This window comes from Pseudonocardia sp. HH130629-09, from assembly GCF_001294645.1.
Classification (GTDB): Bacteria; Actinomycetota; Actinomycetes; order Mycobacteriales; family Pseudonocardiaceae; genus Pseudonocardia.
On the sequence record NZ_CP011868.1, the window covers coordinates 373,067 to 398,103 of the forward strand.

At 75.6% G+C, this 25,037-nt stretch carries 23 protein-coding genes and 3 pseudogenes; 6 read left to right on the forward strand and 20 right to left on the reverse strand.

What is annotated here, in order from left to right; all coding sequences use genetic code 11:
• Nucleotides 1–151: 151 nt before the first annotated feature.
• On the reverse strand, nt 152–1,477 hold the full coding sequence (locus XF36_RS01770) for a hypothetical protein (RefSeq protein WP_060710618.1): 1,326 nt from the start codon (nt 1,475–1,477) through the stop codon (nt 152–154).
• Nucleotides 1,478–1,661: 184 nt separating this feature from the next.
• On the opposite strand from XF36_RS01770, the gene XF36_RS01775 reads away from it, so the two are divergent.
• Both XF36_RS01775 and XF36_RS01780 read left to right on the forward strand, forming a co-directional pair.
• Nucleotides 1,662–2,765: an adenosine deaminase gene (locus XF36_RS01775; protein ID WP_060710619.1), complete on the forward strand. Its 1,104-nt coding sequence runs from the start codon at nt 1,662–1,664 to the stop codon at nt 2,763–2,765.
• Between the two features lie 109 nt (nt 2,766–2,874).
• Nucleotides 2,875–4,097 (forward strand): annotated as a pseudogene (locus tag XF36_RS01780) (IS701 family transposase).
• A 125-nt stretch (nt 4,098–4,222) separates the two neighbouring features.
• Here the strand turns inward: XF36_RS01780 and XF36_RS01785 are convergent.
• Nucleotides 4,223–5,485 carry a hypothetical protein gene (locus XF36_RS01785; protein ID WP_060710620.1) on the reverse strand — a complete coding sequence of 421 codons (1,263 nt, stop codon included), beginning with the start codon at nt 5,483–5,485 and terminating at the stop codon, nt 4,223–4,225.
• A gap of 85 nt (nt 5,486–5,570) precedes the next feature.
• Nucleotides 5,571–5,807, reverse strand: coding sequence for a hypothetical protein (locus XF36_RS01790; RefSeq protein WP_060710621.1), 237 nt, complete (start codon nt 5,805–5,807; stop codon nt 5,571–5,573).
• Between the two features lie 523 nt (nt 5,808–6,330).
• Between XF36_RS01790 and upp the strand changes: the two genes are divergently transcribed.
• Nucleotides 6,331–6,954 carry a uracil phosphoribosyltransferase gene (upp, locus tag XF36_RS01795; RefSeq protein ID WP_020625437.1) on the forward strand — a complete coding sequence of 208 codons (624 nt, stop codon included), beginning with the start codon at nt 6,331–6,333 and terminating at the stop codon, nt 6,952–6,954.
• Between the two features lie 7 nt (nt 6,955–6,961).
• Entirely contained in the window at nt 6,962–7,711 is a 750-nt protein-coding gene (locus XF36_RS01800) for a GDSL-type esterase/lipase family protein (RefSeq protein WP_060710622.1), read from the forward strand.
• A gap of 6 nt (nt 7,712–7,717) precedes the next feature.
• On the opposite strand, the gene XF36_RS01805 is transcribed toward XF36_RS01800, so the two are convergent.
• The 4 genes from XF36_RS01805 to XF36_RS01820 are packed head-to-tail and all read right to left on the reverse strand — an operon-like array spanning nt 7,718 to nt 12,318.
• A complete protein-coding gene (locus tag XF36_RS01805; RefSeq protein ID WP_060710623.1) occupies nt 7,718–8,179 on the reverse strand; it encodes a flavodoxin family protein in 462 nt (153 codons plus the stop codon).
• Nucleotides 8,176–9,795 (reverse strand): phospho-sugar mutase, encoded by a 1,620-nt coding sequence (locus XF36_RS01810; RefSeq protein ID WP_060710624.1) that lies wholly within the window; start codon nt 9,793–9,795, stop codon nt 8,176–8,178. Before XF36_RS01810 ends, XF36_RS01805 begins: the two co-directional genes overlap by 4 nt.
• On the reverse strand, nt 9,795–10,598 hold the full coding sequence (locus XF36_RS01815) for a purine-nucleoside phosphorylase (protein WP_060710625.1): 804 nt from the start codon (nt 10,596–10,598) through the stop codon (nt 9,795–9,797). Before XF36_RS01815 ends, XF36_RS01810 begins: the two co-directional genes overlap by 1 nt.
• A 37-nt stretch (nt 10,599–10,635) precedes the next feature.
• A complete protein-coding gene (locus XF36_RS01820) occupies nt 10,636–12,318 on the reverse strand; it encodes a serine/threonine-protein kinase (protein WP_238589068.1) in 1,683 nt (560 codons plus the stop codon).
• Between the two features lie 481 nt (nt 12,319–12,799).
• Here XF36_RS01820 and XF36_RS01825 point away from each other — a divergent pair, with 481 nt between their 5' ends.
• Complete coding sequence (locus XF36_RS01825; RefSeq protein WP_060714344.1) at nt 12,800–14,047, forward strand: amidohydrolase; 1,248 nt, start codon at nt 12,800–12,802, stop codon at nt 14,045–14,047.
• A gap of 107 nt (nt 14,048–14,154) precedes the next feature.
• Here XF36_RS01825 and XF36_RS01830 read toward each other — a convergent pair whose 3' ends face one another.
• Entirely contained in the window at nt 14,155–14,619 is a 465-nt protein-coding gene (locus tag XF36_RS01830; protein ID WP_060710626.1) for a gamma-glutamylcyclotransferase, read from the reverse strand.
• Between the two features lie 143 nt (nt 14,620–14,762).
• Between XF36_RS01830 and XF36_RS01835 the strand changes: the two genes are divergently transcribed.
• Nucleotides 14,763–16,166, forward strand: a complete 1,404-nt coding sequence (locus tag XF36_RS01835; RefSeq protein WP_060710627.1) for an NAD(P)H-quinone dehydrogenase — start codon at nt 14,763–14,765, stop codon at nt 16,164–16,166.
• Here the strand turns inward: XF36_RS01835 and XF36_RS01840 are convergent.
• The 12 genes and pseudogenes from XF36_RS01840 to XF36_RS01885 form a co-directional block, all read right to left on the reverse strand.
• Nucleotides 16,141–16,920 (reverse strand): ESX secretion-associated protein EspG, encoded by a 780-nt coding sequence (locus tag XF36_RS01840; protein WP_168169445.1) that lies wholly within the window; start codon nt 16,918–16,920, stop codon nt 16,141–16,143. The two genes, XF36_RS01835 and XF36_RS01840, sit on opposite strands and share 26 nt — an antisense overlap.
• Nucleotides 16,913–17,539, reverse strand: coding sequence for a hypothetical protein (locus XF36_RS01845; RefSeq protein WP_060710629.1), 627 nt, complete (start codon nt 17,537–17,539; stop codon nt 16,913–16,915). Before XF36_RS01845 ends, XF36_RS01840 begins: the two co-directional genes overlap by 8 nt.
• A 619-nt stretch (nt 17,540–18,158) precedes the next feature.
• Nucleotides 18,159–18,842: a PPE domain-containing protein gene (locus XF36_RS01850; protein WP_060710630.1), complete on the reverse strand. Its 684-nt coding sequence runs from the start codon at nt 18,840–18,842 to the stop codon at nt 18,159–18,161.
• Nucleotides 18,839–19,204, reverse strand: coding sequence for a hypothetical protein (locus tag XF36_RS01855; RefSeq protein WP_060710631.1), 366 nt, complete (start codon nt 19,202–19,204; stop codon nt 18,839–18,841). The genes XF36_RS01850 and XF36_RS01855 overlap by 4 nt, the downstream gene beginning before the upstream one ends.
• 139 nt (nt 19,205–19,343) lie before the next feature.
• Nucleotides 19,344–19,850 carry a hypothetical protein gene (locus XF36_RS31140; protein WP_051050033.1) on the reverse strand — a complete coding sequence of 169 codons (507 nt, stop codon included), beginning with the start codon at nt 19,848–19,850 and terminating at the stop codon, nt 19,344–19,346.
• Between the two features lie 298 nt (nt 19,851–20,148).
• Entirely contained in the window at nt 20,149–20,337 is a 189-nt protein-coding gene (locus XF36_RS34750) for a GNAT family N-acetyltransferase (protein ID WP_060710632.1), read from the reverse strand.
• 107 nt (nt 20,338–20,444) lie between these two features.
• A pseudogene (locus XF36_RS35405) lies at nt 20,445–20,732 on the reverse strand (GNAT family N-acetyltransferase); the annotation flags it as partial.
• A gap of 4 nt (nt 20,733–20,736) precedes the next feature.
• Nucleotides 20,737–22,515 carry an acetyl/propionyl/methylcrotonyl-CoA carboxylase subunit alpha gene (locus XF36_RS01870; RefSeq protein WP_060710633.1) on the reverse strand — a complete coding sequence of 593 codons (1,779 nt, stop codon included), beginning with the start codon at nt 22,513–22,515 and terminating at the stop codon, nt 20,737–20,739.
• 115 nt (nt 22,516–22,630) lie between these two features.
• Nucleotides 22,631–23,065: a hypothetical protein gene (locus XF36_RS01875; RefSeq protein WP_064485531.1), complete on the reverse strand. Its 435-nt coding sequence runs from the start codon at nt 23,063–23,065 to the stop codon at nt 22,631–22,633.
• Nucleotides 23,062–23,367: a DUF692 family multinuclear iron-containing protein gene (locus XF36_RS35065; RefSeq protein WP_349675525.1), complete on the reverse strand. Its 306-nt coding sequence runs from the start codon at nt 23,365–23,367 to the stop codon at nt 23,062–23,064. The genes XF36_RS01875 and XF36_RS35065 overlap by 4 nt, the downstream gene beginning before the upstream one ends.
• A pseudogene (locus tag XF36_RS35410) lies at nt 23,268–23,953 on the reverse strand (DUF692 family multinuclear iron-containing protein). Before XF36_RS35410 ends, XF36_RS35065 begins: the two are co-directional and overlap by 100 nt.
• Before the next feature lie 93 nt (nt 23,954–24,046).
• Nucleotides 24,047–24,958 (reverse strand): TIGR04222 domain-containing membrane protein, encoded by a 912-nt coding sequence (locus XF36_RS01885; RefSeq protein WP_064485532.1) that lies wholly within the window; start codon nt 24,956–24,958, stop codon nt 24,047–24,049.
• Nucleotides 24,959–25,037: the final 79 nt, after the last annotated feature.

Here is a 25,037-nt window from a genome sequence, read left to right on the forward strand (position 1 = left end):
CGGGGCCGAGATCGGGGCCGGGGGATCGATAGCCCGGCGGGATGCGGGACGGGCGGCCGGCCGGGATGCCGGGGCCGGACGCAGCGACGCCGCGCCCCGGAGCGGGACGCGGCGTCGCCGTGGTCGTCGTGCGCGCGGACGGCGCGCGGGCTCAGTCGTCCGGGTCGTCGCCGACCAGGTCGGCGGCGGAGGCACCGTTCTGGCTCTTCACCGCGACCTTCGCCCGCCCACGGCGCTGGGCCGGGCGGGGCGGGGGCGGCGGGGCCTGCTGGGCGTACTGCCCACCCCGGCCCATGATCAGCTCGGCGAAGGTCGCCATGGCCTCGTCGAGCTGGCTGGCGTTGCGGCGCTCGGACTCGGCGTTGGCCTTGGTGACCAGGTCGGTGACCGCGCCGGTGTCCGGCCGGTCGTGCAGCACCGTGTCGATGCCGGCCAGCCGGTCGTCGACGCCGGCGGAGAGCGTGGAGACGTCGCCCGTCAGCTTCTCCAGGCGGGTGTCGACCTCCCCGGTCAGCTTGTCGAGGCGGGTGTCGACGTCGCCGGTGAGCTTGTCGAGCTTGCCGTCGACGTTGCGGCCCAGCGCGTCGAACCGGCCGTCCACGGTCTCCGACAGCGCCGACAGTCGCTCGGCGACCGAGCCGTCGAGCTCACCCAGGCGGTCCTTCAGGGACCCGCCGAGCTTGCCGACCCGCTCCTTGACCGACCCGTCCAGGTCGGTCAGCTTGCCGTCCAGCCCGGACTCGACCGAGTCGAGCCGCGTGCCGACCTCCTCCAGACGGGCAGAGAGCGCCTCCAGCCGCTCGGCGAGGGCGTCGAAGGCCGGGGTCGGGTCGACGGCCGGGCGCTGGGCCAGGTCCTCCAGGCGGCGGTGCAGCCCCACCGAGGTGTCGCCCAGCAGGTTGCGCAGGCCCTCCCCGGTCTCCTCGAAGGAGTGCACGGCCGCGTCGAGCTGCTCGCGCACCTGACGCTCGACGCCGTCGACACGCTCCTTGATCGGAGAGGCGACGGCGTTGGGCATCGCGTCGAGCCGCATCTCGTGCCGGTCGAGCCGGTTGTCGAGGTCGTCGAGGCGCTTGTGCAGGCCGCCCAGGCGGTCGTCGAGGCCGTCCATCCGGCCCGAGACACCCTCCAGGCGTCCACCCATGCCGTCGAGGCGGCCGTCGAGCTGGGCGATCGGCTTGGCCAGCTTGTCCGGCAGGGACTCGATGGCCCGGGTGATCGCGCCGAGCACGATCTCGGTGTTGTCCAGCTTGGACACGGTCTCGTCGAGGCGCTCGGCGAGGACGTTCAGCTCGGTCCGGTCGGGGAGTTCGGTGAGCTTCTTGCGCACGGTGCCGATGGCGTCCAGGGCCGCCAGCCGGGCGTGGATCTCGTCGAGGGAGTCGAAGATCTGCTGCTGTTCGCTGTCACGGATCTCGGCCGCCCGCATGAGCATGCCGCGCATCCGGTCGAACGAGAGGTTCGAAGTGTCGCTCATGGCACCTGCTGCGCTTCCTCTGAGCCAAGTGGGGAGTGCCCAGAGGGTAGCGACCGCCGGACGAGGGTCGACGGACGGTGTTGTGTTGAGCCGTCCGGGGCATGTCTCCGCACCCGGATCGGGTCGATCATGGCAGGTCGGGGCGCCGGGAGTCGCGCGCCACGCCGCTCGGTACCGTGCCCGCGTGGCAGATCCCACCGCTCCCGTCCCGGTCACCCCCGACACCGTCCGCCGCGCACCCAAGGTGCTGCTGCACGACCACCTCGACGGCGGCCTACGCGTCGGGACCGTCGTCGAGCTGGCCCGCGAGCACGGCTACGACAGGCTCCCCACCACCGACCCCGGCGAGCTCGCCGCCTGGTTCCTCGGTGCGGCGCACTCCGGCTCGCTGGTCCGCTACCTCGAGACCTTCGGCCACACCGTCGCCGTGCTGCAGACCCGCGAGGCGCTGACCCGGGTCGCCGCCGAGGCCGCCGAGGACCTGGCCGCCGACGGCGTCGTCTACGCCGAGGTCCGCTTCGCCCCCGAGCTGCACGTCGAGGGCGGGCTCGACCTCGACGCCGTCATCGCCGCCGTCCTCGACGGGTTCCGGATCGGCACCGCCCGCGCGGCCGCGGCCGGCAGCACGATCCGGATCGGCACCCTGCTCACCGCGATGCGGCACGCCGCGCGGTCCCGGGAGATCGCCGAGCTGGCGGTGCGCCATCGCGACGCCGGGGTGGTCGGGTTCGACATCGCCGGTGCGGAGAAGGGGTTCCCTCCCACCCGCCACCTCGACGCCTTCGAGTACGTCCGCCAGCAGAACGCGCACGTCACCATCCACGCCGGCGAGGCTTTCGGGCTGCCGTCGATCTGGGAGGCCGTGCAGTGGTGCGGGGCCGACCGGCTCGGGCACGGTGTCCGCATCGTCGACGACATCACCGTCACCGACGGCGGCCCGCGCCTGGGCCGCCTCGCCGCCTGGGTCCGGGACAGCCGCATCCCGCTCGAGATGTGCCCGACGTCGAACGTGCACACCGGGGCCGCGACGTCGCTGGCCGAGCACCCGATCGGGCTGCTCACCGCTCTGCGGTTCCGGGTCACGGTCAACACCGACAACCGGCTGATGTCGGGCTGCACGATGACCAGCGAGATGTACGACCTGGCCGAGACCTTCGGCTACGGCTGGGACACCCTGCGCTGGTTCACCGTCAACGCGATGAAGTCGGCCTTCATCGGCTTCGACGAGCGCCTGGCGCTCATCGAGGACGTCATCAAGCCGGGGTACGAGGCGCTGTCGCGCTCGTGAGCGGTTCCGGGGGGCCGGGCCCGCACGACCACTCACGAGCGGCGGAGCCGCCTAGTACTCCAGCCGCACTTCGTGATGTGGGTCTGCGCTAGGCTTTGATCTTGTGCAGGTGGAGGAGGACCTAGAGGCGTGGGCCGGCGGCCTGGACGGGTTGTTCGGGCTGGTGGCGGGGCGGTTCTTCCGGACGGAGCCGCGGCGTCGGGCGCGGGCGTATGTGCGTGGATTGTTGGCGCCGTTGGCCGGGAAGAACGGGTGGACGCTGGCCGAGGTCGCCGGTGACACGACGCCGGACGGGATGCAGCGGCTGCTCAACTCGGCGGCTTGGGACGCCGACGGGATGCGCGATGACCTGCGGGACTACGTCACAGAACACCTCGGCGAGCCCGGCGGGGTGCTGATCGTCGACGAGACCGGGTTCCTGAAGAAGGGGGCCAAGTCGGCCGGGGTGCAGCGCCAGTACTCCGGCACTGCGGGCCGGGTGGAGAACTGCCAGCTCGGGGTGTTCTGCGCCTATGCCAGCGGCAGGGGCCGCACGTTGATCGATCGTGAGCTTTACCTGCCCAGGTCGTGGACCGGTGATCGGGAACGTTGCCGGGCTGCGGCGGTGCCCGACGAGGTCGAGTTCGCCACCAAGACCGTGCTGGCCAAGCAGATGCTCGGCCGGGCCCTCGACGCTGGTGTCCCGGCGTCGTGGGTGGCTGCGGACGAGGCCTACGGTCAGGACTACAAGTTCCGCTCCTGGTGCGAGAAGCGCCGGATCGGCTACGTCGTCGCCGTGCCCCGCAGTCAGTCGATCCCGCTCTCGCTCGAGGCTGACATCGCCGGGCTGGCCGGGTCACGACGCGCCGACGACCTGGTCGCTCGCGCGCCGGAGCAGGCGTGGAAGCGCCGCTCGGCGGGGGACGGGGCGAAGGGTGAGCGGCTCTACGACTGGGCCGTGGCCAGCCTGTCTCCGCCACCGGAGGCGCCCGCCGGGTGGGGGCGCTGGCTGCTGGTGCGCCGTCAATCCTCACCGACACCCAGATCGCCGCCGGTGACGAGCCGGAGTTGGCCTACTACCTGTGCGCAGGCCCGCCCGGCACCAGTGACGACGACCTCATCCGGGTCGCCGGCGCCCGGTGGGCGATCGAGGAGTGCTTCCAGACCGCGAAGAACGAGGTCGGGCTCGACCAGTACCAGGTGCGGCGTTACGACGCCTGGTACCGCCACATCACCCTGGCCATGCTCGCCCACGCCTACCTCTCGGTCACCGCGGCGATCGCCCCAAAAGACCTGGCAGCGGGCTCATCCCGCTCACCCTCGCCGAGATCCGACGTCTCCTGGCATCTCTGATCCACATCCCCGCCCGCACCGTGGGCTGGGCCTGGTCGACTTGGCGTCGCCGTCACCAACACCGAGCCCGCGAAAGCCACTACCGACGACGAAGACAGCCCAGCTAACGAAGTGCGGCTGGAGTACTAGTGCTCGCGCAGCCGGGCCTCGAGCCCGGCGGCGAGTTCGCTCCAGGCCTGCGCCTCCTGGGTGAACGGCGGGCTGGGTGCCATCCGGGTCGGGTCCGGCCGCACGACGAACGACACGAGCCAGCCGAGGCTGCTGGACTCGGCGAGGGCCTCGGCGGGCTTGGGGTCCCCGGCCCACTCGCCGACGTCGGTCAGCAGTTCCGAGGCCAGGTCGAGCTGGACCGGGTCCAGGTCGAGCACGCCCTCGGCGAGGTCCGGGCCGATCCCGGTCAGGACGTAGGTGTTCATGTCCTCGACGCCGCCGTCGAGCTCGCCGACGGCGGCCGCGTCGAGCACCTCGGCGAAGGTGACGGCCGCGGTCAGGTCGGTCCCGGCGACGGCGGGGTGCTCCCGGTCGGCCAGCTCCCGGAACAGCGCGCGCTCGGAGTCGAACACGTCGATCCGGCCGTCGGAGCCGAGGAAGACCGGCTTGTCGTCGAGGTAGCAGCGCAGGCTGACCACGGAGCGGTCGCCGATCTCGATGCGGATCGGGTCGATGCCGACCTCGGCCCAGAAGCCGGTCGGCTCCTCCTCTGCTGCGTCGGCGTCGTCGGTGCCCGCGGCGAGCGCGGCGGCCTCGAGGGCCTCGTCGTCGTCGAGGGGCTGCTCGGCGAGGCGGTCGCGGAGCTCCTGCTCCTCGGCCCGCGCCTTGTCCAGCGCGCCGGCGTCGATCTCCGGAGTGGCGACGAGGTCGTCGACGGCGTCCACGATCCCGTCCCAGTGCGTCGCGATCGCCTCGGACAGCGCGGTCCAGCGCCGGGCCCCGTCACGGCCGGCGAAGGCGGGCTCGCCCTCGCGCAGCAGCGCGAACGTGGGCTCGCCGTCGAGCGCGGCGATCACGTCGGTGAGGTCGCAGACGTCGGCCAGCGACCGGACGATCGAGACGGTCTCGTGCAGCTCCTGCACGGTCGCCGCGTCGGGGTCGGCGGCGGCCAGCTCCGGCAGACCCACCAGGTCGTACCGGTGCACGGCGTCGGGGGTCAGCTCGGCGACCGCGAGACCGGGGACCGCGGACCACGCGGGGTGGTCGACCAGGTCGTGCTCGGGCGCGGTCCGGACGAACGCGGCGAGACCGGCCACCTCGTCGAAGACGAACACGTGCTCGTCGTCGCCGAGGAAGGCTTCCCACTCCTCGCCGTCCTCGCGCCACGGGGGAGCCCACAGGGCGACCACGTCGCCCCGGGTGAGAGCGAGCCGGATCGGGACGATGTCGCTTGCCACGGGGCGAGCCTATCGTCGCGTCCTTCCGCCGGCCGGTCCCACCACCTCGGGTGTCGCCGGTCCGGCGGATCACGGTCCTGCGGGGTCAGGCCTGGGAGTGCAGTCGGACCACTCCGATGGACACGTCGTCGAGTCCACCCCGGTCGAAGTCGCGGCGCAGCTGATCGGCCTTGATGGTCGCCGTCATCCCGTCGAACGGGCCGTGTGCGTCCACCTCCCCGGTCTGCGGGTCCACCGCCAGAACGACGTATCCGTCGCACTGCGTGAGCTTCTCGGCAGCAGCGATCAACGTCTGCTCCTCGGAAGTCGTGTTCTCCGGCATCGGATCACCTCCTTGTCGTCTAGTACAGCGTCGGCGGTGCCCTCGATGTGACACCGTTTCGGCCATACCACCCGTTCGGGTCAGGTGAATCGCGAGATCGGCGACCGCGTGTGCTGATCGTGGCACTCCTCGCGGCCGGTCACGCGATCCGGGGAACGGGACATGCTCGACCGGACACCGTTGGTGATCACGGGTCCGTGCGGAGATCGGCTGTCACGCAAGGTCTGCGAGGGTGCCCCCGGCCTCACCCGGCAGGACGAGGGGGTGCATCCGGCCGGTTCTGGCGTCACTCGTCGGTGAGCGGCTGCTTCTCACGCTTCGTGAACCGTGACACGAACCGGTGTCAACGTTCGTGGATGACGTCCCGGTGTCCTTCCGGTCACGGGACGGCATCGTCGCAGGATGCGCGGCGCGTCCCGGCCGGCGGGGTCCGCCCGCCGCGGGTGACGGCACCGGATCGGTGGGCCGGGCGCCTCCGCACGGGGGATCTCCCGGGGGCCGGACCGCCGTAGGCTGTGCGCCCGTGGACACGATCGTCGTCGACCACCCGCTCGTGCGGGCCCGGCTCAGCACCATGCGGGACGCCCGCACCGACAACGCCACCTTCCGGGCGGCGTTGCGCGAGCTCACCCTGATGCTGGTCTACGAGGCCACCCGCGCGGCGCCGCTCACCGAGGACCGGATCCACACCCCGGTCTCGCGGACGGTCGGCCACCGGCTCGCCGTCCCGCCGGTGCTGGTCCCCGTGCTGCGGGCCGGGCTGGGGATGGCCGAGGCCGCGCTGAACCTGATCCCGGACTCCCAGATGGGCTTCGTCGGCATGGCCCGCGACGAGACGACCCACCAGCCGGTGCCCTACATGGAGTCGCTGCCCGACAGCCTCGTCGGCCGGCCGGTGTTCGTGCTCGACCCGATGCTGGCCACCGGCGGTTCGATGGTGCACACCGTCGAGCTCCTGACCCGCCGCGGCGCCGACGACGTGACGATCCTCTGCGCGCTGTCCGCGCCGGAGGGGGTGGAGCGGCTGCGTGCGTCCGGGCTGCCGGTCCGGATGGTGACCGCCAGCATCGACGAACGGCTCAACGACTCCGCGTTCATCGTCCCCGGCCTCGGCGACGCCGGGGACCGCCAGTTCGGCGCGGTCTGAGCCGGCCGTGAGGCCCTCCCGGCGCATCCTCACCGGGGTCGTGGCGGCGGTGGTGGCGGTCGCGCTGTCCGCGCTGCCCGCGGCCGACCGGCCGGAGGACGTCGAGGTGCCCGCCGCCGTCGACGATCCCGGGGTGGTGCGGGTGATGCCGCTGGGCGCGTCGTCGACGGTCGGGGTGGGGAGCCCGGCGACGGCCGGCTACCGCCTCCCGCTGTGGCAGCGCCTCGCTGCCGACGGCGTCCGCGTCGACTACGTCGGCTCCCGCAGCTCCGGCCCGGACGCGCTGCCCGACACCGACCACGAGGGCCGCTCCGGCTGGACGGCGGCCCGGATGGTGCCGATGACGGGTGGCTGGGTGCTGGCCGCGCAGCCGGACGTCGTGCTGCTGCACGCCGGCACCAACGACCTGCTGCAGGGCGCCGGCGCGCGGGCGACGGCGGCGAGCCTGGACCGGCTGCTGGACCGCGTGTTCGCGGCCGCACCGCACACCCACGTGATCATGGCCGGGGTGTGGGCACCGCTGCCGAAGCAGCGGGCCGAGCGGGCGCGGCTGGCCGAGTACCTGCCCCACGTCGCCGCGGCGCACCGGGCGGCGGGCCACTCGGTGGAGTTCGTGGACACCGCCGCCCTGTTCCCCGCCGGGCGGACCGCGGACGGCCTGCACGCCGGACCGGACGCCTACCGCACGATCGCGTCGATGTGGGCCGACCGGATCGAGGCGCACCTCGGGGTCCGGCCCGCCACCGGGCGCCGGTGACCGGGGTCAGTCCTCCGGCATGACGGTCGCGGCCACGACGGCGCCCAGCTCGCGGCACGCGGCCCGTGCGGCGGCGTGCGGGGGACCGGCGACCTCGACCGGCGCGGCCGCCGCGGTCCAGCCCATCGCCTCGGCGATCGTCGTCACCGAGCGGGTCGCACCGGAGGTGTCCGAGCCGCCGTGCACCCACAGCCCGTAGGGCAGGCCGCGGGTGTCGTCGGCGCAGACGTAGAAGACCTGGTCGAGGAAGTGCTTGAGCGCGCCGGACATGTAGCCGATGTTCGCCGGCGTCCCGAGGACGACGGCGTCGGCGGCGAGCAGGTCGCTCGCCGTCGCGGCCAGGGCAGCGCGCGCGACGACCTCGACCCCGGTGATGTCCGGGTCGGCCGCCCCCGCGCGGACCTCGGCGAGCAGCTCCGCGGTCGCGGGGGACGGGGTGTGGTGGACCAGGAGCAGGCGGGCGCTCATCCGGCGAGCATCCCGTCGACCTCGGCGCGCACCGCGTCCAGGCGCTCCGCGGCGACGGCCCGCGAGGCCGGCACCGCGGCCACGTCGCCGGTGGGGTCCAGGGCGACCTCCAGGTAGGCCTTGAGCTTCGGCTCGGTCCCCGACGGGCGGATCACCACCCGGGTCCCGGGGCGGCGCAGCCGCAGCACGTCGGGGGCCGGGCGGTCGGCCTCCCAGTCGGTCGGGGGCGCGGCGCGCAGCCGGGCGACGGCGGCGTCGCGCTCGGCGGGGGCCATCCGGATCGAGACGCCCCGGGTGGCGTGCACGCCGAACTCCGCGGCCAGCTCGTCGAGCCGCCGTGGCACCGACGACCCGGCGGCGGCGAGCCCGCGCACCAGGTCCGCGGCGACGACGGCGGCGGAGATGCCGTCCTTGTCCCGGACGCCGTCGGGGTCGACGCAGAGCCCGATCGCCTCCTCGTAGCCGAAGACCAGCCCGGCACCGGCCCGCACGATCCACTTGAAGCCGGTGAGGGTCTCGGCGAACCGCGCCCCGCGGGCCCGGGCGATGCGGGCGAGCATCGACGACGACACCACGGTCGTCGCGACCAGCGGGTCCGGCGTGGTCCCGGTCCGCAGCAGGTGGTCGCCGAGCAGCACGCCGGTCTCGTCGCCGGACAGCATCCGCCAGCCGTCGGGGAAGGCGACGCCGAGCGCGCACCGGTCCGCGTCCGGGTCCAGCGCGACGGCGAGGTCCGCGCCGCTCTCGGCGGCCAGCGCGAGCAGCGCGTCGGTGGCGCCGGGCTCCTCCGGGTTCGGGAAGGCGACCGTCGGGAAGTCGGGGTCGGGCACGGCCTGGCTCGCGACGACGGCGACGTCGTGCACCCCGGCCCTGGCGAGCGCGGCGACCGCGGTCGCGCCGCCGACCCCGTGCATCGGGGTGAGCGCGATCCGCGGCGCGGGAGTCCCGGTGTTCGCCGGCAGCGTCGCGATCCGGTCGAGGTAGGCGCCGGTGACCTCCGCCGGGTCCGGCAGCGGGCCGAGCGGGACCGACACCGCGGGCGGTGCGGCGGTGATCGCCTCCTCGATGGCGGTGTCGTCGGGGCCCACGAGCTGCGCGCCGTCGGCGAGGTAGACCTTGTAGCCGTTGTCCGCGGGCGGGTTGTGCGAGGCGGTCACGGCGATCCCGGCGACCGCGCCGAGGTGCCGCACCGCGAACGCCACCAGCGGGGTGGGGACGGGGCCGTCCAGCAGGGTCACGGTGAACCCGGCGCCGGTCAGCACGCGGGCGGTGGCCTCGGCGAACGCGGCGGACCCGTGCCGGGCGTCCCGGCCGACGACGACCCGGCCGGTGCCCGCGGTCCGGGCCAGGTGGGCAGCGAGCCCTGCGGTCGCCCGGGTCACGACGGCGACGTTCATCCCCGACGGCCCGGCCCGCACCGGCCCGCGCAGCCCGGCGGTGCCGAAGCGCAGCGCCCCGGACAGCCGGTCGGCCAGGTCCTCGGCCGCCTCCCCGGCGCCGTCGCCCCCGGCCATCGCGGTGGCCAGGACGCGCTGCAGCTCCGTGCGGGTGGCCGGGTCGGGGTCGTCGGCGATCCAGCGCAGCGCCGCGTCGCGCAGCGGTCCCGGGAGCACCATCAGACGCGGCCGACGAGGTCGCGCAGCAGCGAGCCCATCCGGGTCGCCGCGGCGGCGCCGGCGTCGAGGACCTCCTGGTGGTTCAGCGGCTGGCCGGACAGGCCTGCGGCCAGGTTGGTGACCAGCGAGATCCCGGAGACCTCCAGTCCGGCGGCGCGGGCGGCGATCGTCTCGGCGACGGTGGACATCCCGACCAGGTCCGCGCCCAGCGTGCGCAGCATCCGGATCTCGGCCGGGGTCTCGAAGTGCGGGCCGGGCAGCCCGGCGTAGACGCCCTCGACCAGCGACGGGTCCAGCTCGCGGGCGGCGGCGCGCAGCCGGGGGGAGTAGGCGTCGGTGAGATCGACGAAGTGCGCGCCCTGCAGCGGCGAGCGGGCCAGGAGGTTGAGGTGGTCGGCGATCAGCACCGGCTGCCCGACCGACAGGCCCTCGGTGATGCCGCCCGCCGCGTTGGTCAGCACGACCGTGCGGACACCGGCCGCCGCGGCGGTGCGGACGCCGTGCACGACCGGGTCCATCCCGTGGCCCTCGTAGAGGTGGGTGCGCCCGAGCAGGACCAGCACCCGGGTGTCACCGATGCGCAGCGAGCGGGCGGTGCCGCCGTGGCCGACCGCCGAAGGCGCGACGAACCCGGGCAGCTCGGCCATCGGGACCTCGGCGTCGGGGGTGCCGAGCACGTCGGCGGCCGGACGCCAGCCGGAGCCCAGGACCACCGCCACGTCGTGGGTGTCGGTGCCGGTGCGGCGGGCGAGCTCGGCGGCGGCGTCGTGGGCGCGAGCGGTGGGGTCGGCGGTGTCGGCCATGGGCGCCAGCCTAGGGGGCGCCGGCGCCGTGGCCGGCTCAGCCCGGGGTGGCGCGGAAGCCCGAGGCGACGGCGTCGAACAGGCCCGCCACGGCGTCCTCGGCGCGCCCGGCGGGGGAGGTCAGCTGCAGGACCCAGACCCCGCCCTGCCGGTCGCGGCCGGGGACGATGCGCATCAGCGTGCTGCGCTGCGCGCTGCCGCTGCCGGTGGTGAGCGCGACCTGGCTGAAGCCGTCGGGCAGCTGCTCGACCGGCCCGGCCTCGACCGGGTCGACGCCCAGCGCCTCGGGGGTGAGCGCGTCGGTGACGGCCTGCACGGAGGTGGCCGCGCGGACCGACAGCTCCTGACGGCCGTCCGGGCTGACGAAGCGGACGACGACCGACCCGTCCGGGGCGGGTGAGCGGAACTGCGTCCAGCCGTCGGGCACCGGCACGGTGAAGCCGAGCGGGTCCGGGTAGGTGGTGCGCAGCGACCGGTCGGTGGCGACGGTGACCGTCGACAGCGGTTCCTGGCCGGCCAGCGCGCGGACCCCGGTGAACCCGGCGAGTGCGCCGAGCAGCACGAGCAGCGCGCCGCCGAGCACCAGCGGGACGGCACCGAGCACGGTGGTCGGGCCGGTCGCCGCGACGCGGGCGGGCGCGGCCCCCCGCGACGACGGCCGGACCGGACGCGGGCGCTCCGCCGGCGGCGGTGCCGGTGCGGGCACGGGGTCGGCGACCGGGGCGCGGCCGTAGGTGCCGGTGCCGGTGCTGGTGGGCCCGAGCGGGCCGGGCGGTGCCGGTGCGGGCACCCGCGGCGGGGCCGCGGTCCCACCGGGCGGTGCCGGGACCCGCGCCATGACGGTCGGCACGTCCGGCGATCCGGGGAAGATCGGGTCGTCGGGGTCGGCGAGCAGCGGGCGCAGCCGGGCCCGTACCTCGTCGAGCGGCATGCGGGCGGCGGGCTCCTTGACCATCAGCCCGGCGATGACCTCGGCGACCGGGCCGGTGACCGTCGGCACGGGGACGGGGCCGTCGACGACCTCGGTGATGGTGCGGACCGGGTCACCGTCGACGTCGTAGGGCGGGCGGCCCTCGACGGCGGCCCAGAGCGTCGCGCCGAGGCCCCACAGGTCCGCGGCCGGGGTGACCGGCTGGCCCGCGGCGACCTCGGGGGCGATGTAGGCGGGCGAGCCGAGCACGAGGCCCGCGGAGGTCATCGGCGCGTCGGACTCGTTGCGGGCGATGCCGAAGTCGGTGAGCTTGATCCGGCCGTCGTCGGAGATCAGGACGTTGCCCGGCTTGACGTCGCGGTGGGTGATCCCGGCCCGGTGCGCGGCCCGCAGCGCCGCCGCGGTGCCGTGCCCGACGACGCCGGCCTGCGCGGCGTCGAGCCTGCCCAGCTCGGTGATCGCCGCGGCCAGGTTCTTCGACGGCACCAGCTCCATGACCACCAGCGGCTCGTCGCCGCCGGAGTCGAGCACGTCGAAGACGGTCACGACGTTGGGGTGCGACAGCCCGGCCAGCGCCCGGGCCTCCCGCATGATGCGTTCCCGCAGCTCCAGCTTCTCCCCGGCCGGGATGCCGTCGGGGATCTTCAGCTCCTTGAGCGCGACGCGGCGGTGCAGGACCTCGTCGAAACCCGACCAGACGGTGCCCATCGCGCCGCTCCCGAGCGGACCGTCGACGCGGTACCGCCCGGCGAACTGTCGGCGCTGGACCTCGCCCTCGGGAACGGACACGGCGCCGATTGTTCCATCGTGCCCGCGCGGCCCGTCCCCGCACACCGCCTCCGGCCGTGATCGTCACCGCCGGTGTGCAGGAGTGACGGTAGGTGACGACACCGGCTGGTCCGGACGGCGGACGGCGGCCACGGCGGGCCGGGCGTGCCGACGGTCACGGTCCGGTGGCGTTCCGGCCGCGGTCCGGTGTCGTCGTCGGCCACGCGTCCCGTGACGGGCGCCCGAACCGCCGGTGGACGGCGAGGACGCCCGTTCGCCGACGGGAGGAACGGTCGCCCGCGCCCGTTCACCTGGGGAGGTGAACCCGCTGGCAGCACCCCGTCGACCCCTTGCCGCGCGGAGGCGTGAACGGACGATTTCGACTGGAACACCGCCGGACGGGTGAGCACCATCATGAGTGGTGGGACACGACCGATCGCCGCCCGCGTCGACCGCGGGCAGGCGGGCCGTTCCGGCCGGAGGCCAGTACGAGGAGGACAAGGTGACTGCGCTGCAGACCCGCACCGAGCTCCCGGAGATCACCGATCTCGCGGTCGACGATCTCGGCGTCGGCACGGGTCCGGCCTGGCTGGAGTCGTGGATGCGGGCGCACAAGGGCGAGATCGTGGGCTGGCGCCGCGCGATCCACGCCCAGCCCGAGCTGGCCCGTCGCGAGCACCTCACGACCGCGCGGGTCGCGGAGACCCTGGTGCGGGCGGGCCTGGAGCCGCGCACCCTCGCCGACGGCACCGGCGTCGTCTGCGAGGTGGGGTACGGCGAGCCGCTGGTCGCCCTGCGCGCGGACATGGACGCGCTGCCGCTGCAGGAGCAGACCGGTCTCCCGTTCGCCTCCGAGGTGCCCGGTGTCATGCACGCCTGCGGGCACGACGCGCACACCGCGATGCTGCTGGGGGCGGCCCTGGCTCTGCAGTCCGCGCCGTCGCTGCCCGGCCGGGTCCGGCTGGTGTTCCAGCCGGCCGAGGAGGTGCAGCCGGGCGGCGCGCTCGACGCGGTCGGCGAGGGCGTGATGGAGGGCGTGCAGCGGATCTTCGCGCTGCACTGCGACCCGCGGCTGGAGGTCGGGCGGCTCGGCACCCGGGTCGGGCCGATCACCTCGGCCTGTGACCTCATCGAGGTCCGGCTGACCTCACCGGGCGGGCACACCTCGCGCCCGCACCTGACCGCCGACCTCGTGCAGGCGCTCGGGCTGCTGGCCACCCAGGTGCCGCTGCTGCTGACCCGCCACGTCGACCCGCGCTCGGGCACCGTCCTGACCTGGGGTGCGGTGCACGCCGGGGACGCGGCGAACGCGATCCCGCAGTCCGGGCTGCTGCGCGGCACCCTGCGCACCGCCGACCACGCGACCTGGACCGAGCTCGAGGAGAAGCTGCGGGCGCTCGTGGCGGCCGTGCTCGCCCCCACCGGTGTCGGCTACGTGCTCGACCACGTCCGCGGTGTCCCGCCGGTCGTCAACGACGAGGTGTCCACCGGGATGCTGCGCGACGCCGCGGTGACCGTCGGCGGCGAGGCCGCCGACGCCTCCACCGAGCAGTCCTCCGGCGGCGAGGACTTCGCCTGGTACCTGGAGCACTCCGCGGGCGCCATGGCGCGGCTCGGGGTGTGGTCGGGCACCGGCAAGCAGCGCGACATCCACCAGCCGACCTTCGACCTCGACGAGCGGGCCCTGCCGTTCGGCTCGCGGGTGCTGGTCCAGGCCGCGCTGTCCGCGCTGGCACAGGCGGCCTCCTGAGCCGCTGACGCACTCACCGGCCCACCGCCTCCCGCTGTGAACGACGACGGCCCGGGCCTCCGCACGTGCGGAGGCCCGGGCCGTTCTCGTCGGACGGTGGGCCCCGGTCAGGAGTGGTTGCCGGGCGAGGACTTGCGGCTGGGCCTGCTGCGCAGCTCGTTCACGTAGTCGTCCGGGGCGCCCGCGATCTCCGCGGCGTCGGCGATCACGCCCAGGTAGCGGGCCGAGGGCTCCCCGCCCTCGTAGGCGTTGAGCACGTAGATGAACGCGAGGACGCTGCCGTCGAGGGTGGCGACGCGCAGCCGGAGCTTCTTGTGCATGCCCAGCTCACCGCCCTCCCAGCGGTCGAGCTGGCGTTCGTCGTGCTCGGGGACGTCGTAGAGCACGACGAACACCTGCGAGCCCGGCTCCTCCACCACGGTGGCGAGTGCGCCCTCCCAGGTGTAGTCCTCGCCGCCGAACGTCAGCCGCCAGCCCTGGAGCCACCCGGTCCCGGCCATCGGCGAGTGCGGGGCGCGCTCCTTCATCTGCTCGGGGTCCATGTTCGACCCGTACGCGGCATACAGCGGCACGCATGCAGGGTAGTGGGGAGCCCGACGGGGCCTCGACCCGCCCGGTCGTAACGATGGGACACGCGTACTGTGAGCCCCGTCGACGCTGGCGGGCGGGACCGCCTGCCGGTCCACCACCACCGACTTCTCCAGGGGGATCTCCCGTGACCCGCATCGTCATCATGGGCGGCGGACCGGCCGGTTACGAGGCCGCACTCGTCGCGGCACAGCACGGCAGCGAGGTGACCGTCGTCGAGCGGGACGGGATGGGCGGCGCCTGCGTCGTCTACGACTGCGTCCCCTCGAAGACCTTCATCTCCTCCGCGGCCGTCCGGGTCGACCTGCACCGTGCCGAGGACCTCGGCGTCCTGGTGGACCGCGGCAACTCCGCGGTCGACCTGCCCGCGGTCAACGAGCGGGTCAAGTCCCTCGCCCTCGCCCAGTCCGCCGACGTGCGGGCCCGGCTGGAGAACGAGGGCGTCCGGATCATCGCCGGCACCGCGCGGTTCGCCGGGCCCGCCGAGGCCCGCGCCGCGCACGAGGTGACCGCCACGCACGCCGACGGGACCGTCGAGGACCTCGTCGCCGACGTCGTCCTCATCGCGACCGGGGCCACCCCGCGGGTGCTGGACTCGGCTCGTCCGGACGGCGACCGGATCCTCGACTGGCGTCAGCTCTACGACCTCGACGAGCTGCCCGAGCACCTGGTCGTCGTCGGCTCGGGCGTGACCGGCGCCGAGTTCTGCTCCGCCTACGTCGAGCTCGGCTGCCGGGTCAGCCTGGTCTCCAGCCGCGACCGGGTCCTCCCGCACGAGGACGCCGACGCCGCCGCCGTGCTGGAGGAGGTGTTCACCGACCGGGGGGTGGAGATCCTCGCCCACGCGCGCGCCGACTCCGTCGAGAACACCGGCGACGGCGTCCGGGTCACCCTGTCCGACGGTCGCGTCGTGGAGGGCTCGCACGCCCTGATGACCGTCGGGTCGATCCCCAACACCGCCGAGCTCGGCCTGGAGAAGATCGGCGTCGAGACCGACCGCGGCGGGTTCGTCCCGGTCGACAAGGTCTCGCGCACCTCCGAGCCGGGTGTGTACGCGGCGGGCGACTGCACCGGCGTGCTCATGCTCGCCTCGGTCGCGGCCATGCAGGGCCGGATCGCGATGTGGCACGCGCTCGGCGAGGGCGTGTCCCCGATCCGGCTGCGGACCGTCGCGGCGAACGTGTTCACCCGCCCCGAGATCGCGACCGTCGGGATCAGCCAGAACGCGATCGACTCCGGCGAGGTCCCGGCCCGCACCGTGATGCTGCCGTTGTCGACCAACCCGCGCGCCAAGATGCGCGGGCTGCGCCGCGGCTTCGTGAAGCTGTTCTGCCGCCCGGCGTCCGGTGTGGTCATCGGCGGTGTCGTGGTCGCGCCGGTCGCGAGCGAGCTGATCCTGCCGATCGCGATGGCGGTCCAGAACGGGCTCGGTGTGGACGACCTGGCCCACACCTTCTCGGTGTACCCGTCGCTGTCCGGGTCGATCACCGAGGCGGGCCGTCAGCTCATGCAGCACTCCGACCTGGACTGAACAGCTCGGCGAACCGGTCGCGCAGCTCGCCGTCGCCCGCGGGGGCGAGGGTGGACCACTCGGGTCCACCGTGCGCGCCGGTCCCGCGGGTCAGGCGGTAGCGGCCCCGCTGCGTGTCGACGACGGCGACGTGCCCCGGCAGCCGCGCCGGGCTGCCCCAGTGGTCGTGTCGGACGGCACAGATCTGCGCACGGTGCGCGGGCCCGGCGAGCAGGGAGACGAGCCGGGCCCGCTGCTCGTCGTCCCCGGCCGTGCCGGGGTCGGTGCGTGCGTCCCCGTCGAGGACGCGGGCCAGCTCGGCGGTGGGCAGGGTCACGGCGGGCCCGGGTCCCGGCGCGCGCCGGGGCAGGGCCGACACCGCGGCGAACGCCGGTGATCCCGCCGCGGTCACGGTGACGGCCGTTCCGGTGTGGACGGCGAGGACGCCGTCGCCGTCGCGTTCGGCGGCGACCGCGCGCAGCGGGCCGTCGTCGAACCGGCCGCGCACCTCCAGGTGACGGTCGGGGCGGGCGAGCAGGGTCAGCAGCCGTACCAGCGCGGGGTCGGGTCCGGCCGGACCGGCGAGGCCGCGGGCGCGCAGCCCGGCGACGCCGGCCGCCACGACCCGGCGCCGCTCCTCGCGGGTGCGCCCGGGGGAGGGGAGCCGCAGCGCCACCGGGGTGGCGCCGAGTCCCAGGTGCTCCCAGACGACGTCGAACTCGGTGCCGGTGAGCACGAACGGCACCGACGGGATCCAGGGCGCGGGCTCAGCCACGGCCCCGCCACCGGGCCTCGGGACGCAGGACGCCGGGGTCGGGTCGGGCATCGGGCTGCTCCAGGGGGTCGTCGGGGACGGCGTACTGGTCGGCGACGAGGCGCCAGGCCGTGACCCGGGGGTCGGCGGGCGCGCCGACGGCCGCCGCGACCGGCGGCGGGGCGGCCGGAACCGCGCCCACCGGCACGCCGGCCGGGGTGACGGCCGGGTCGCCGTGCGGCGGCACCGGCGGCGGGGTGGAGCGGCCGTGGGTGGCGGCACCGTGGGGCGCCGGGGCGTCGGGGTGGGGGACGGCGAGGTCACCGGTGGTGACGGCGTGGTGGGCCGGGCCCGGGGGCCCCGCGGGAGCGGGGCAGTGCGGGGCGACGGCGTGGTCGGCGATGCGGGGCTCGGTGACGTGGGGGTGGGTGGTGTCGGGGCCGGTGGGATGGGCGCCCGCCGCGCTCCCGGGGGTCGGGCCGCCGCTCGTGGGTCGGTCCGGCGCGCCACCGCCGGCCGTGGGGTCGTCGGGCCCGGTGGGCGTCGCGCCGTGCGGGGCGGGATCGCCGGTGGCGCCGTACGGGACGGGGCCGTCGTGCGTCGACGGCGGTACCCCGTCCGCGGCCCCCGTGGCCGGCACGCCGCTGGGGGCGCGGGTGCCGCTGGTCGTCGCGTCGCCGGACGGCGGGCGGTGCTCGGCTCCGCTGGTCGTCGTGTCGCCCGGTCGGTCCGGGGTGTCGTCGGGGGGGGCGGTGTGTCGCCCGCGGACGGAGTATCGCCACCCGGCGGAGTGCCGCCACTGGACGGAGTGCCGCCACCGGATGGTGGGGTGCCGTCATCGGGAGGTGTGGCGCTGCCGGACGGTGCCCCGTGGTCGGCGGCGCTGCCGGGTGGCGTCTCGCGGCCGGTGGTGTCGCCGTCGCCGGAGGGGCTCCGCCCGTCCCGGGCCTGCCGTTCCCGACGGATCGTGGCGCCGATCAGGATCCCGGCGCCACCGAGCGCCCCGCCCGCGAGCACCGCGGCGGTCACGGCCGTGCCGCCGTCGTCGGGGCCACCGCGGTCGCCCGGGGTGCCGGCGTCGCCCGCCGGGGACGCCGGAGCGGTCCCGGGGTCACCGGTCCCGGGTGCGGTGTCCGTGGCGGGGGCGTCGCCGGTGCGGGGGTCGTCGGTCGCGGTGGCGTCCGCGGGGTCCCGCCCGGCGGAGGGCCCGCCGACGTCGATCGGTCGCGCACCGGGCACCCCGGCCCGTCCGTTCCCGGTCAGCACCGCCGCCGTGAGCCCGCCGAAGCCGATCCCCGCGAACACCGACGTCCCCGACCCCGCGCCGTCCACCGGGACCGGACCCGTGTCGTCGCCGGCGCCGCCGGTGCCGTGTGGGGGCCCGCCGGGGGCGGGGCCGGGACGGCGGGGGAGGCGGCTGCGGTGCCGTCGTGGGTCACGACCGGGGCCGCGCCCCAGCCGGTCCACGGTGCGCCGGTGGCGTGGGTGTCGTCGTCGTAGCGGATCATGAGCTCCGCGGCCCGACCGGCCGAGTTGCCCGCGGCGAGGTCGGCGGCCGCCCAGTCGTCGAGCAGGGCCGGGCCCACGGGTGCGGTCTCCGGCGGTGCCGGGGCCGCGGCGGCCGGCATCCGGGCCCGCAGGTCCGCGGCGAGCCCGGCCTGGGTGGCGAGTGCGTCGGCGGTGCGCTCGGCGTCGGCGGTGGCGGAGACGACCCAGCCGTCGAGTGTCCCGAGCGCCACGGTGACGCCGTCCGCGGCCGTGCCGGACCATCCCCCCGACAGGCCGCGGACCTGGCCGGACAGCTCGCGGTGGACGTCGGTGAGTGCGGCCGCGGCGTCGCGCCACGCCCGTTCCGCCCCGGCCGACGCCGCGGGCCCCGGACCGGCCGCCACCATCGCGGCGATCTCGGCGTGGCCGAGCCCCGCCCAGCGCGGCGCGGTCACCGGGCGCCGCCGTTCAGCGCGTCCGTCGTCGACTCCTCGGTGCGGGTGTAGGCGCGACCGGTGGCGGCGGCCGCGTCGCGTGCCCGCAGCAGGTCCGCGTGCACCGTGCGCAGCCGGCCGATCGCCGCGTCCGGGCCGTCCGCGGCGTGGACGGCGTAGCGGGCGGCGGCTTCGGCGCTGGCCGGGTCACCGAGCCAGGGCTCGACCCGGCGGGCGTCGGCTTCGAGGGTGCGCAGCGCGGCGGCCAGCCGGGACGCGGCCCGGTCGAGCGCCTCCGCCGCCCCGGCCGGGGCCGCCGGGTCGACGCGCAGGTCCGGGGAGATGTCGGGCACGTCGGCCTCCGGTGCGGACGGGCGGATCACGGACGGGCACACGCTAGGCCGGCACCGGTCGTCGCCGCGGGGGTTCGGCGGGGACCGGTCGCGATCGCGAAGCCCGCACACGACGACACCCCCGTCCGCGACCGGTGGGTACCGGTGCGGACGGGGGTGTGCGTCGCGGTCAGGCCGCCGTCACCTCGGCCGGGGCCGGGACCTCGACCGGAGCGCACCCGCGGAGCGGGCACGGCGGTGGGGCCCAGGGCCGTGGTGTCCCGTCGTGGGCGGGAACGGTCCCCGCGAACGGCCACCGGCCTGCGAAACGCTGCAGGTACCAGTAGACGAACAGGTGGTCCGGGTCCTCCGGGGCGGTGACGAACAACGCGCGTCCGCCCAGGTCGGTGACCCAGGCGGCGTACTCGTTCGAGACCTGGCCCGGTGGGCGCGAGGCCCGCCGGGTGAGGAGCCAGTCCTCCGCCCGGGTGCGCCAGGTAGCCAGCGCGGTCGGGTGCAGGGTGGCCCCCGGGAGCTCCCGGAGGTTGGCGGTGAAGGTGCCGATCAGGACCCCGCCCGCGCCGTACGCGGAGGAGGTCAGGGTGAGCAGGGAGTGCGGGCCCGGGATCGGGCCGTCGGTGTGGACGTGCGTCGTGACGTGGAACGTCGGCGACGCGGGGTCGAACTCTGGGGGCATGACGGATCCTGTGACGTCTCGGTCGAACTGGGACGGCTCACGGCGCGGCAGGGCCTGCGTGGTGAGCGGATCCGCGGCGCGGTACTCCGCGTGGCGGTAGTTCCGGGCCCCGTGGATCGGGCACACGGGTCGGCTGTGGAGTTGTCGTGGGTACTGCTCGGTGCATGCCGCGGGCGCCGGACGGCGTGCACGACACACCGAGGACGCTAGAACGGCCGGGCGTGCCGGTCAACGGGCCGTGACCCGCTCGGCACGGCCCGTTGCCACGGACCGCGGAGGATGAGCGTGCCGGACCGGGTCAGCCCTCGTCCGCCAGCCGCCCCAGCACGACGACGTCGACCCGCTCGCCGTCGACGGTCCACGCCTCCCGCAGCCGGCCCTCCGGCACGAACCCCAGCGCCGCGGCGACGGCGGCGGAGGCCCGGTTCGGCTCGGCGTGGCACCAGGTGACGCGGTGCAGCCCGAGCCCGCCGAAGGCGAAGCGCACGACCGCCCCGGCCGCGGTGCGGGCCAGGCCGCGGCCGGGGCGGCGGCAAGCGTCCAGCAGCGCAGCTCCGCGGTGCCGTGGGCCAGGTCGAGGTGCTCCAGGGTGATCTCCCCGAGCATCTCCCCGGTCGTCGGCTCGGCCACGGCCCAGGCGCAGCGGGTGCCGCGGGCCCAGCCGTCGATCCGGTCGGCGACGTGCGCGGTCACCTGTGCGTCGAAGTCCGGGGCCGCGGGGTCGGGCCGGTTGCGCCAGCGCCGGATCTCCGGGTCCCGGCAGGACGCGGCGACGGCCGGGCGGTCGTCCACCCGGCCGTCGTGCCGCAGCCCGCGCAGGTACCACGCCCCGGCGTTGATCTCGACCGGGTCGAGCACCGGGTCGAGCACCGGGACGGGCACCGCGTCAGTCCTTGATCTCGCAGATCACGGTGCCCTGGGTGACCGAGGAGCCCTGCTCCGCGTCCAGGCCGGTCACGGTGCCGGACTTCGTCGCGGTGACCGGGTTCTCCATCTTCATCGCCTCGAGGACGACGATCAGGTCCCCCACCTCGACGGTGTCGCCCTCGGAGACCGCGACCTTGATGATCGTGCCCTGCATCGGCGCGGTGACGGCGTCGCCCGAGGCCTTCGCCCCGCCGCCGCCCTTGCCGCCGCGCTTGCGCGGGGCCGCCTTGGCCGGGCCGCCGCCGTTGCCGCCTCCGCCGAGGGCGAGGTCGCCGGGCAGCGAGACCTCCAGGCGTCGCCCGCCGACCTCGACGACGACGGTCTGCCGCTCGCCGGAGGTGTCTTCGGCGCCCGCACCGCCCTCGAACGGCGGAACGGTGTTGTTCCACTCGGTCTCGATCCAGCGGGTGTGCACGGTGAAGTCCTCGAGGGTCTCGGCGGCGTAGGCCGGGTCCTCGACGACGAGACGGTGGAACTCGAGCACGGTCGCCATGCCCTCGACCGTGAACTCGGCGAGCGCGCGCCGGGCCCGCTGCAGCGCCTGCTGCCGGTCGCTGCCCCACACGATCAGCTTCGCCAGCAGCGAGTCGAACTGGCCGCCGATGACCGAGCCGTCGTCGACACCCGCGTCCATCCGCACGCCCGGACCGGCCGGGTACCAGATCCGCTCGACGGTGCCCGGCGCCGGCAGGAAGTTCCGCCCGGCGTCCTCGCCGTTGATGCGGAACTCGATGGCGTGCCCGCGCGGCTCCGGGTCGCCGTCGAAGTCCAGCTCCTGGCCCTCGGCGATCCGGAACATCTGGCGGACCAGGTCGATCCCGGTGGTCTCCTCCGAGACCGGGTGCTCGACCTGCAGCCGGGTGTTCACCTCCAGGAAGGTGATCATGCCGTCCTGGCCGACGAGGAACTCGACGGTGCCGGCGCCGTAGTAGCCGGCCTCCTTGCAGATCGCCTTCGAGGCCTCGTACAGGGTCGTGCGCTGCTCGTCGGTGAGGAACGGCGCGGGCGCCTCCTCGACCAGCTTCTGGAAGCGGCGCTGCAGCGAGCAGTCACGCGTCCCGACGACGACCACGTTGCCGTGCTGGTCGGCCAGCACCTGGGTCTCGACGTGGCGCGGCTTGTCCAGGTAGCGCTCGACGAAGCACTCGCCGCGGCCGAACGCGGCGGTGGCCTCGCGGACCGCGGACTCGTACAGCTCGGCGATCTCGGAGCGCTCGCGGGCGACCTTCATGCCGCGCCCGCCACCGCCGAAGGCGGCCTTGATCGCGACCGGCAGGCCGTGCTCGTCGGCGAAGGCGATGACCTCGTCCGCGTCCTCGACCGGGTTCTTGGTGCCGGGCACCAGTGGGGCGCCGGCCTTCAGGGCGATGTGCCGTGCGGTCACCTTGTCGCCGAGGTCGCGGATCGACTGCGGCGACGGCCCGATCCAGGTGAGGCCGGCGTCGATCACGGCCTGGGCGAAGTCGGCGTTCTCCGACAGGAAGCCGTAGCCGGGGTGGATCGCGTCGGCGCCGGACTGCTTCGCGGCACCGATGACCTTCTCGATGTCGAGGTAGGACTCGGCGGCGGTGGAGCCGCCCAGCGCGAAGGCCTCGTCGGCGAGACGCACGAACATCGCGTCCCGGTCCGGGTCGGCGTAGACGGCGACGCTCTCCAGTCCCGCGTCCTTCGCTGCTCGGATCACGCGTACGGCGATCTCTCCCCGGTTGGCGACGAGCACTTTGCGCAGTGCGGGCACGGTCGAACTCCTCCGGTCACGGCGCCGGCCCGATGCTCCGGCGCAGGGTTACCGGGGAGTGTAGGAGCCGCGGGCCGGGAAACTACCGGTGGGGAACGTGGTGATGGCAACGCTCTCACCCGTCCGTGCCCCGCGACCCCGGTCGTGATCGGTCCAGGCGTGACCGGTGCCACCACCGTGCGACCCGGCCACGGGGCCGTGGGGCGGTCCGGCCGTCGTAGTGCAGCGCCGCCTCGCGCGCGGCCAGCTCACGTCGGGCGCCCGCACCGAGCCGCCCGGCGACCGCCAGCTCGCGGGCCAGGTCCCAGCCCTCCCGCTGGGCGCCGTAGGGGGCGACGCCGTCGAAGCGGGCGGCGAACCGGGCCTGCCAGCCCGTCCCGGCGTCGACGGCGAGCAGCGGCCACGCCGCGGCGACGAGCCCGGCCCGCTTGCGCAGCAGGGCGGCCCGGGCCGCGGCCAGCCGCGCCTCGTCGAACCCGGCCGGGTTCGCCCCGCCCGCGACGAGCGCCGCCACCAGCTCGGTCTGCCGTTGCGCGAGGTCCCCGCTCACGTCGTGCCCGTCCGGTCCGCGGCGGGCGCGGTCACCGGCCCGGCCCCGTGGCGGGAGTCCACACCCGTCCGGCACGGCGACGCGTGCCCGGCCGTGGCCGCCACGGCGTCCAGCTCCGCGCGCAGCTCCGCGGCGGGCGGGTAGCGGCCGTCGCGCTCCAGCATCACCGGCGTCGGCACCGGCAGCAGCGCCACGGTGTGGGTCAGCAGCGCCAGCACCGCGTCCGGGACGGGGTCGGTGTGGGTGTCGTGCAGCAGCCCCGTCGCGTCGGCGGCGTGCCCGGCGACGTGGCAGTAGGCCACCGCCCCGGTGGCAGGCCGGCGAGCAGCGCGTCGACGTCGGCCCGCGGGTCGCGGCCCCGGTTGCGGGCGTTGACGTAGGTGTTCGCGACGTCGAGCAGCAGCGGAGACCCGGTCCTGTCGTGCGGCCGGTGCAGGAACTCCGCCTCGTCGAACTCGTCGTCGGGCCAGTCGAACAGCGCCGCGATCGGCTCCGGCGCCAGTGGGACGTCCAGCTCCGGCCGGGTCGCCGCCACGTTCGCGGCGAGCACGTCGAGCGCGTCCCGGGTGCGGGGAGCGGCAGCAGGTGCCCGGCCTCGACCCCGCCCGCCCGGGTGAACGCGATGTGCTCGCTGACCAGTGCCGCACCCGTCGCGGCGACGCAGGCCGCGAGGTGGGCGACCCGCCCCGGGGCGACGCCCTCGGGGGAGCCGGGCGACAGCCGCACCCCGTGCACGACGACCGGCCTGCGCAGCAGCGACGCCGGGACCGCGTCGGGGTGCAGCGACTCGGCGACGACCGCGTGGAAGGCGAGGCCGTCGACATCGTCGAGGACCGCCGCGATCCCGCTGCGCCAGCCGACCCCGGTCCCGCCCGGGACACCCGTCATCTGGTCACCTCCGCCGTACGAGCCGTTCCCGCAGCTTCACACCCCCCACGGTGCAGCTGCGGGGACGGCAGATCCGGTTCCCCCGTCGCGGGCTCAGCCGCCGCAGCCGCCCCCGCCGCCGCTGTCGCTGCCGGACCAGCCGACGGCGCCCCCGCCGTCGGAGGAGCCGCCCCCGGTCGCGGCGGGCGCCCCGCCGAGCGTGCCGAGCTTCTGCGCGGCGAGCTCCTCGGCGAAGGCAGGCTCGGCGGCCAGCATCGCGCCCACTCCGAACGCCCCGACCGACAGCGCGGCCGCGGCGGGCCCGACGGCCGTCCAGTCCGGGCGCATCGACGGCGACAGTGCGTCGTGGCGGGACCGCACGGCGGCGAGCGCGGCGTCCCCGGCCCGGGTCCGGGCGGGCACCTGCGTCGCGAGGACCGCCGCGAACACCGCGGTGGCGGCGACGAGCACCAGCAGGAACCCGACCGGGCGCCCGCCGCCCAGCCCGGCGGCGATCCGGACCGCACCGACGAGGGCGAGCGCCCCGACCGGCCAGGCGGTCGCCCGGTGGCGGGCCCGGTCGGCAGGGGACAGCAGCAGCCCCGCGGTCTCCAGCCGCTGGGCGGCCCGGGTCAGCTCGGTGCGGACCGGCTCGTGGGTGCCCAGCATCCGGCCCGGGGTCAGGCGCTGCGCAGAGCGGTGGATCGCGCGCTGCAGCGCCGACGCGCCGTGCCCGGGGACCCGGCCCGCCCGTACCTGGCCCGTGGTGCGGCCGGAGGTGACCAGGCTGCCGTCGACGTGCATGGCCGACAGGGCCGCGTACACGGCCAGCTCGGGCCCGCCGTTGAGGTACGCGACGTCCTCGGGTCTGCTGTCGAGGGTGTCGGCGCCGCGCGGATCCCCCTGCGCGATCGCCCGCCGCCGGCGCAGCACGATCCCGGACACCAGGACCAGCGCGACGACGTAGAGGACCAGGAAGGTCTGGCCCGGGATGCCCCAGGTGTCCCCGGTGAGGTTCGTGCCCATCTCCACCACCCCCTGCGGTGAGCGACACTTCGTCGTTCGAAGCAGTGTGCGCCCGCTCACCCCTGGAGAGTGACCGATT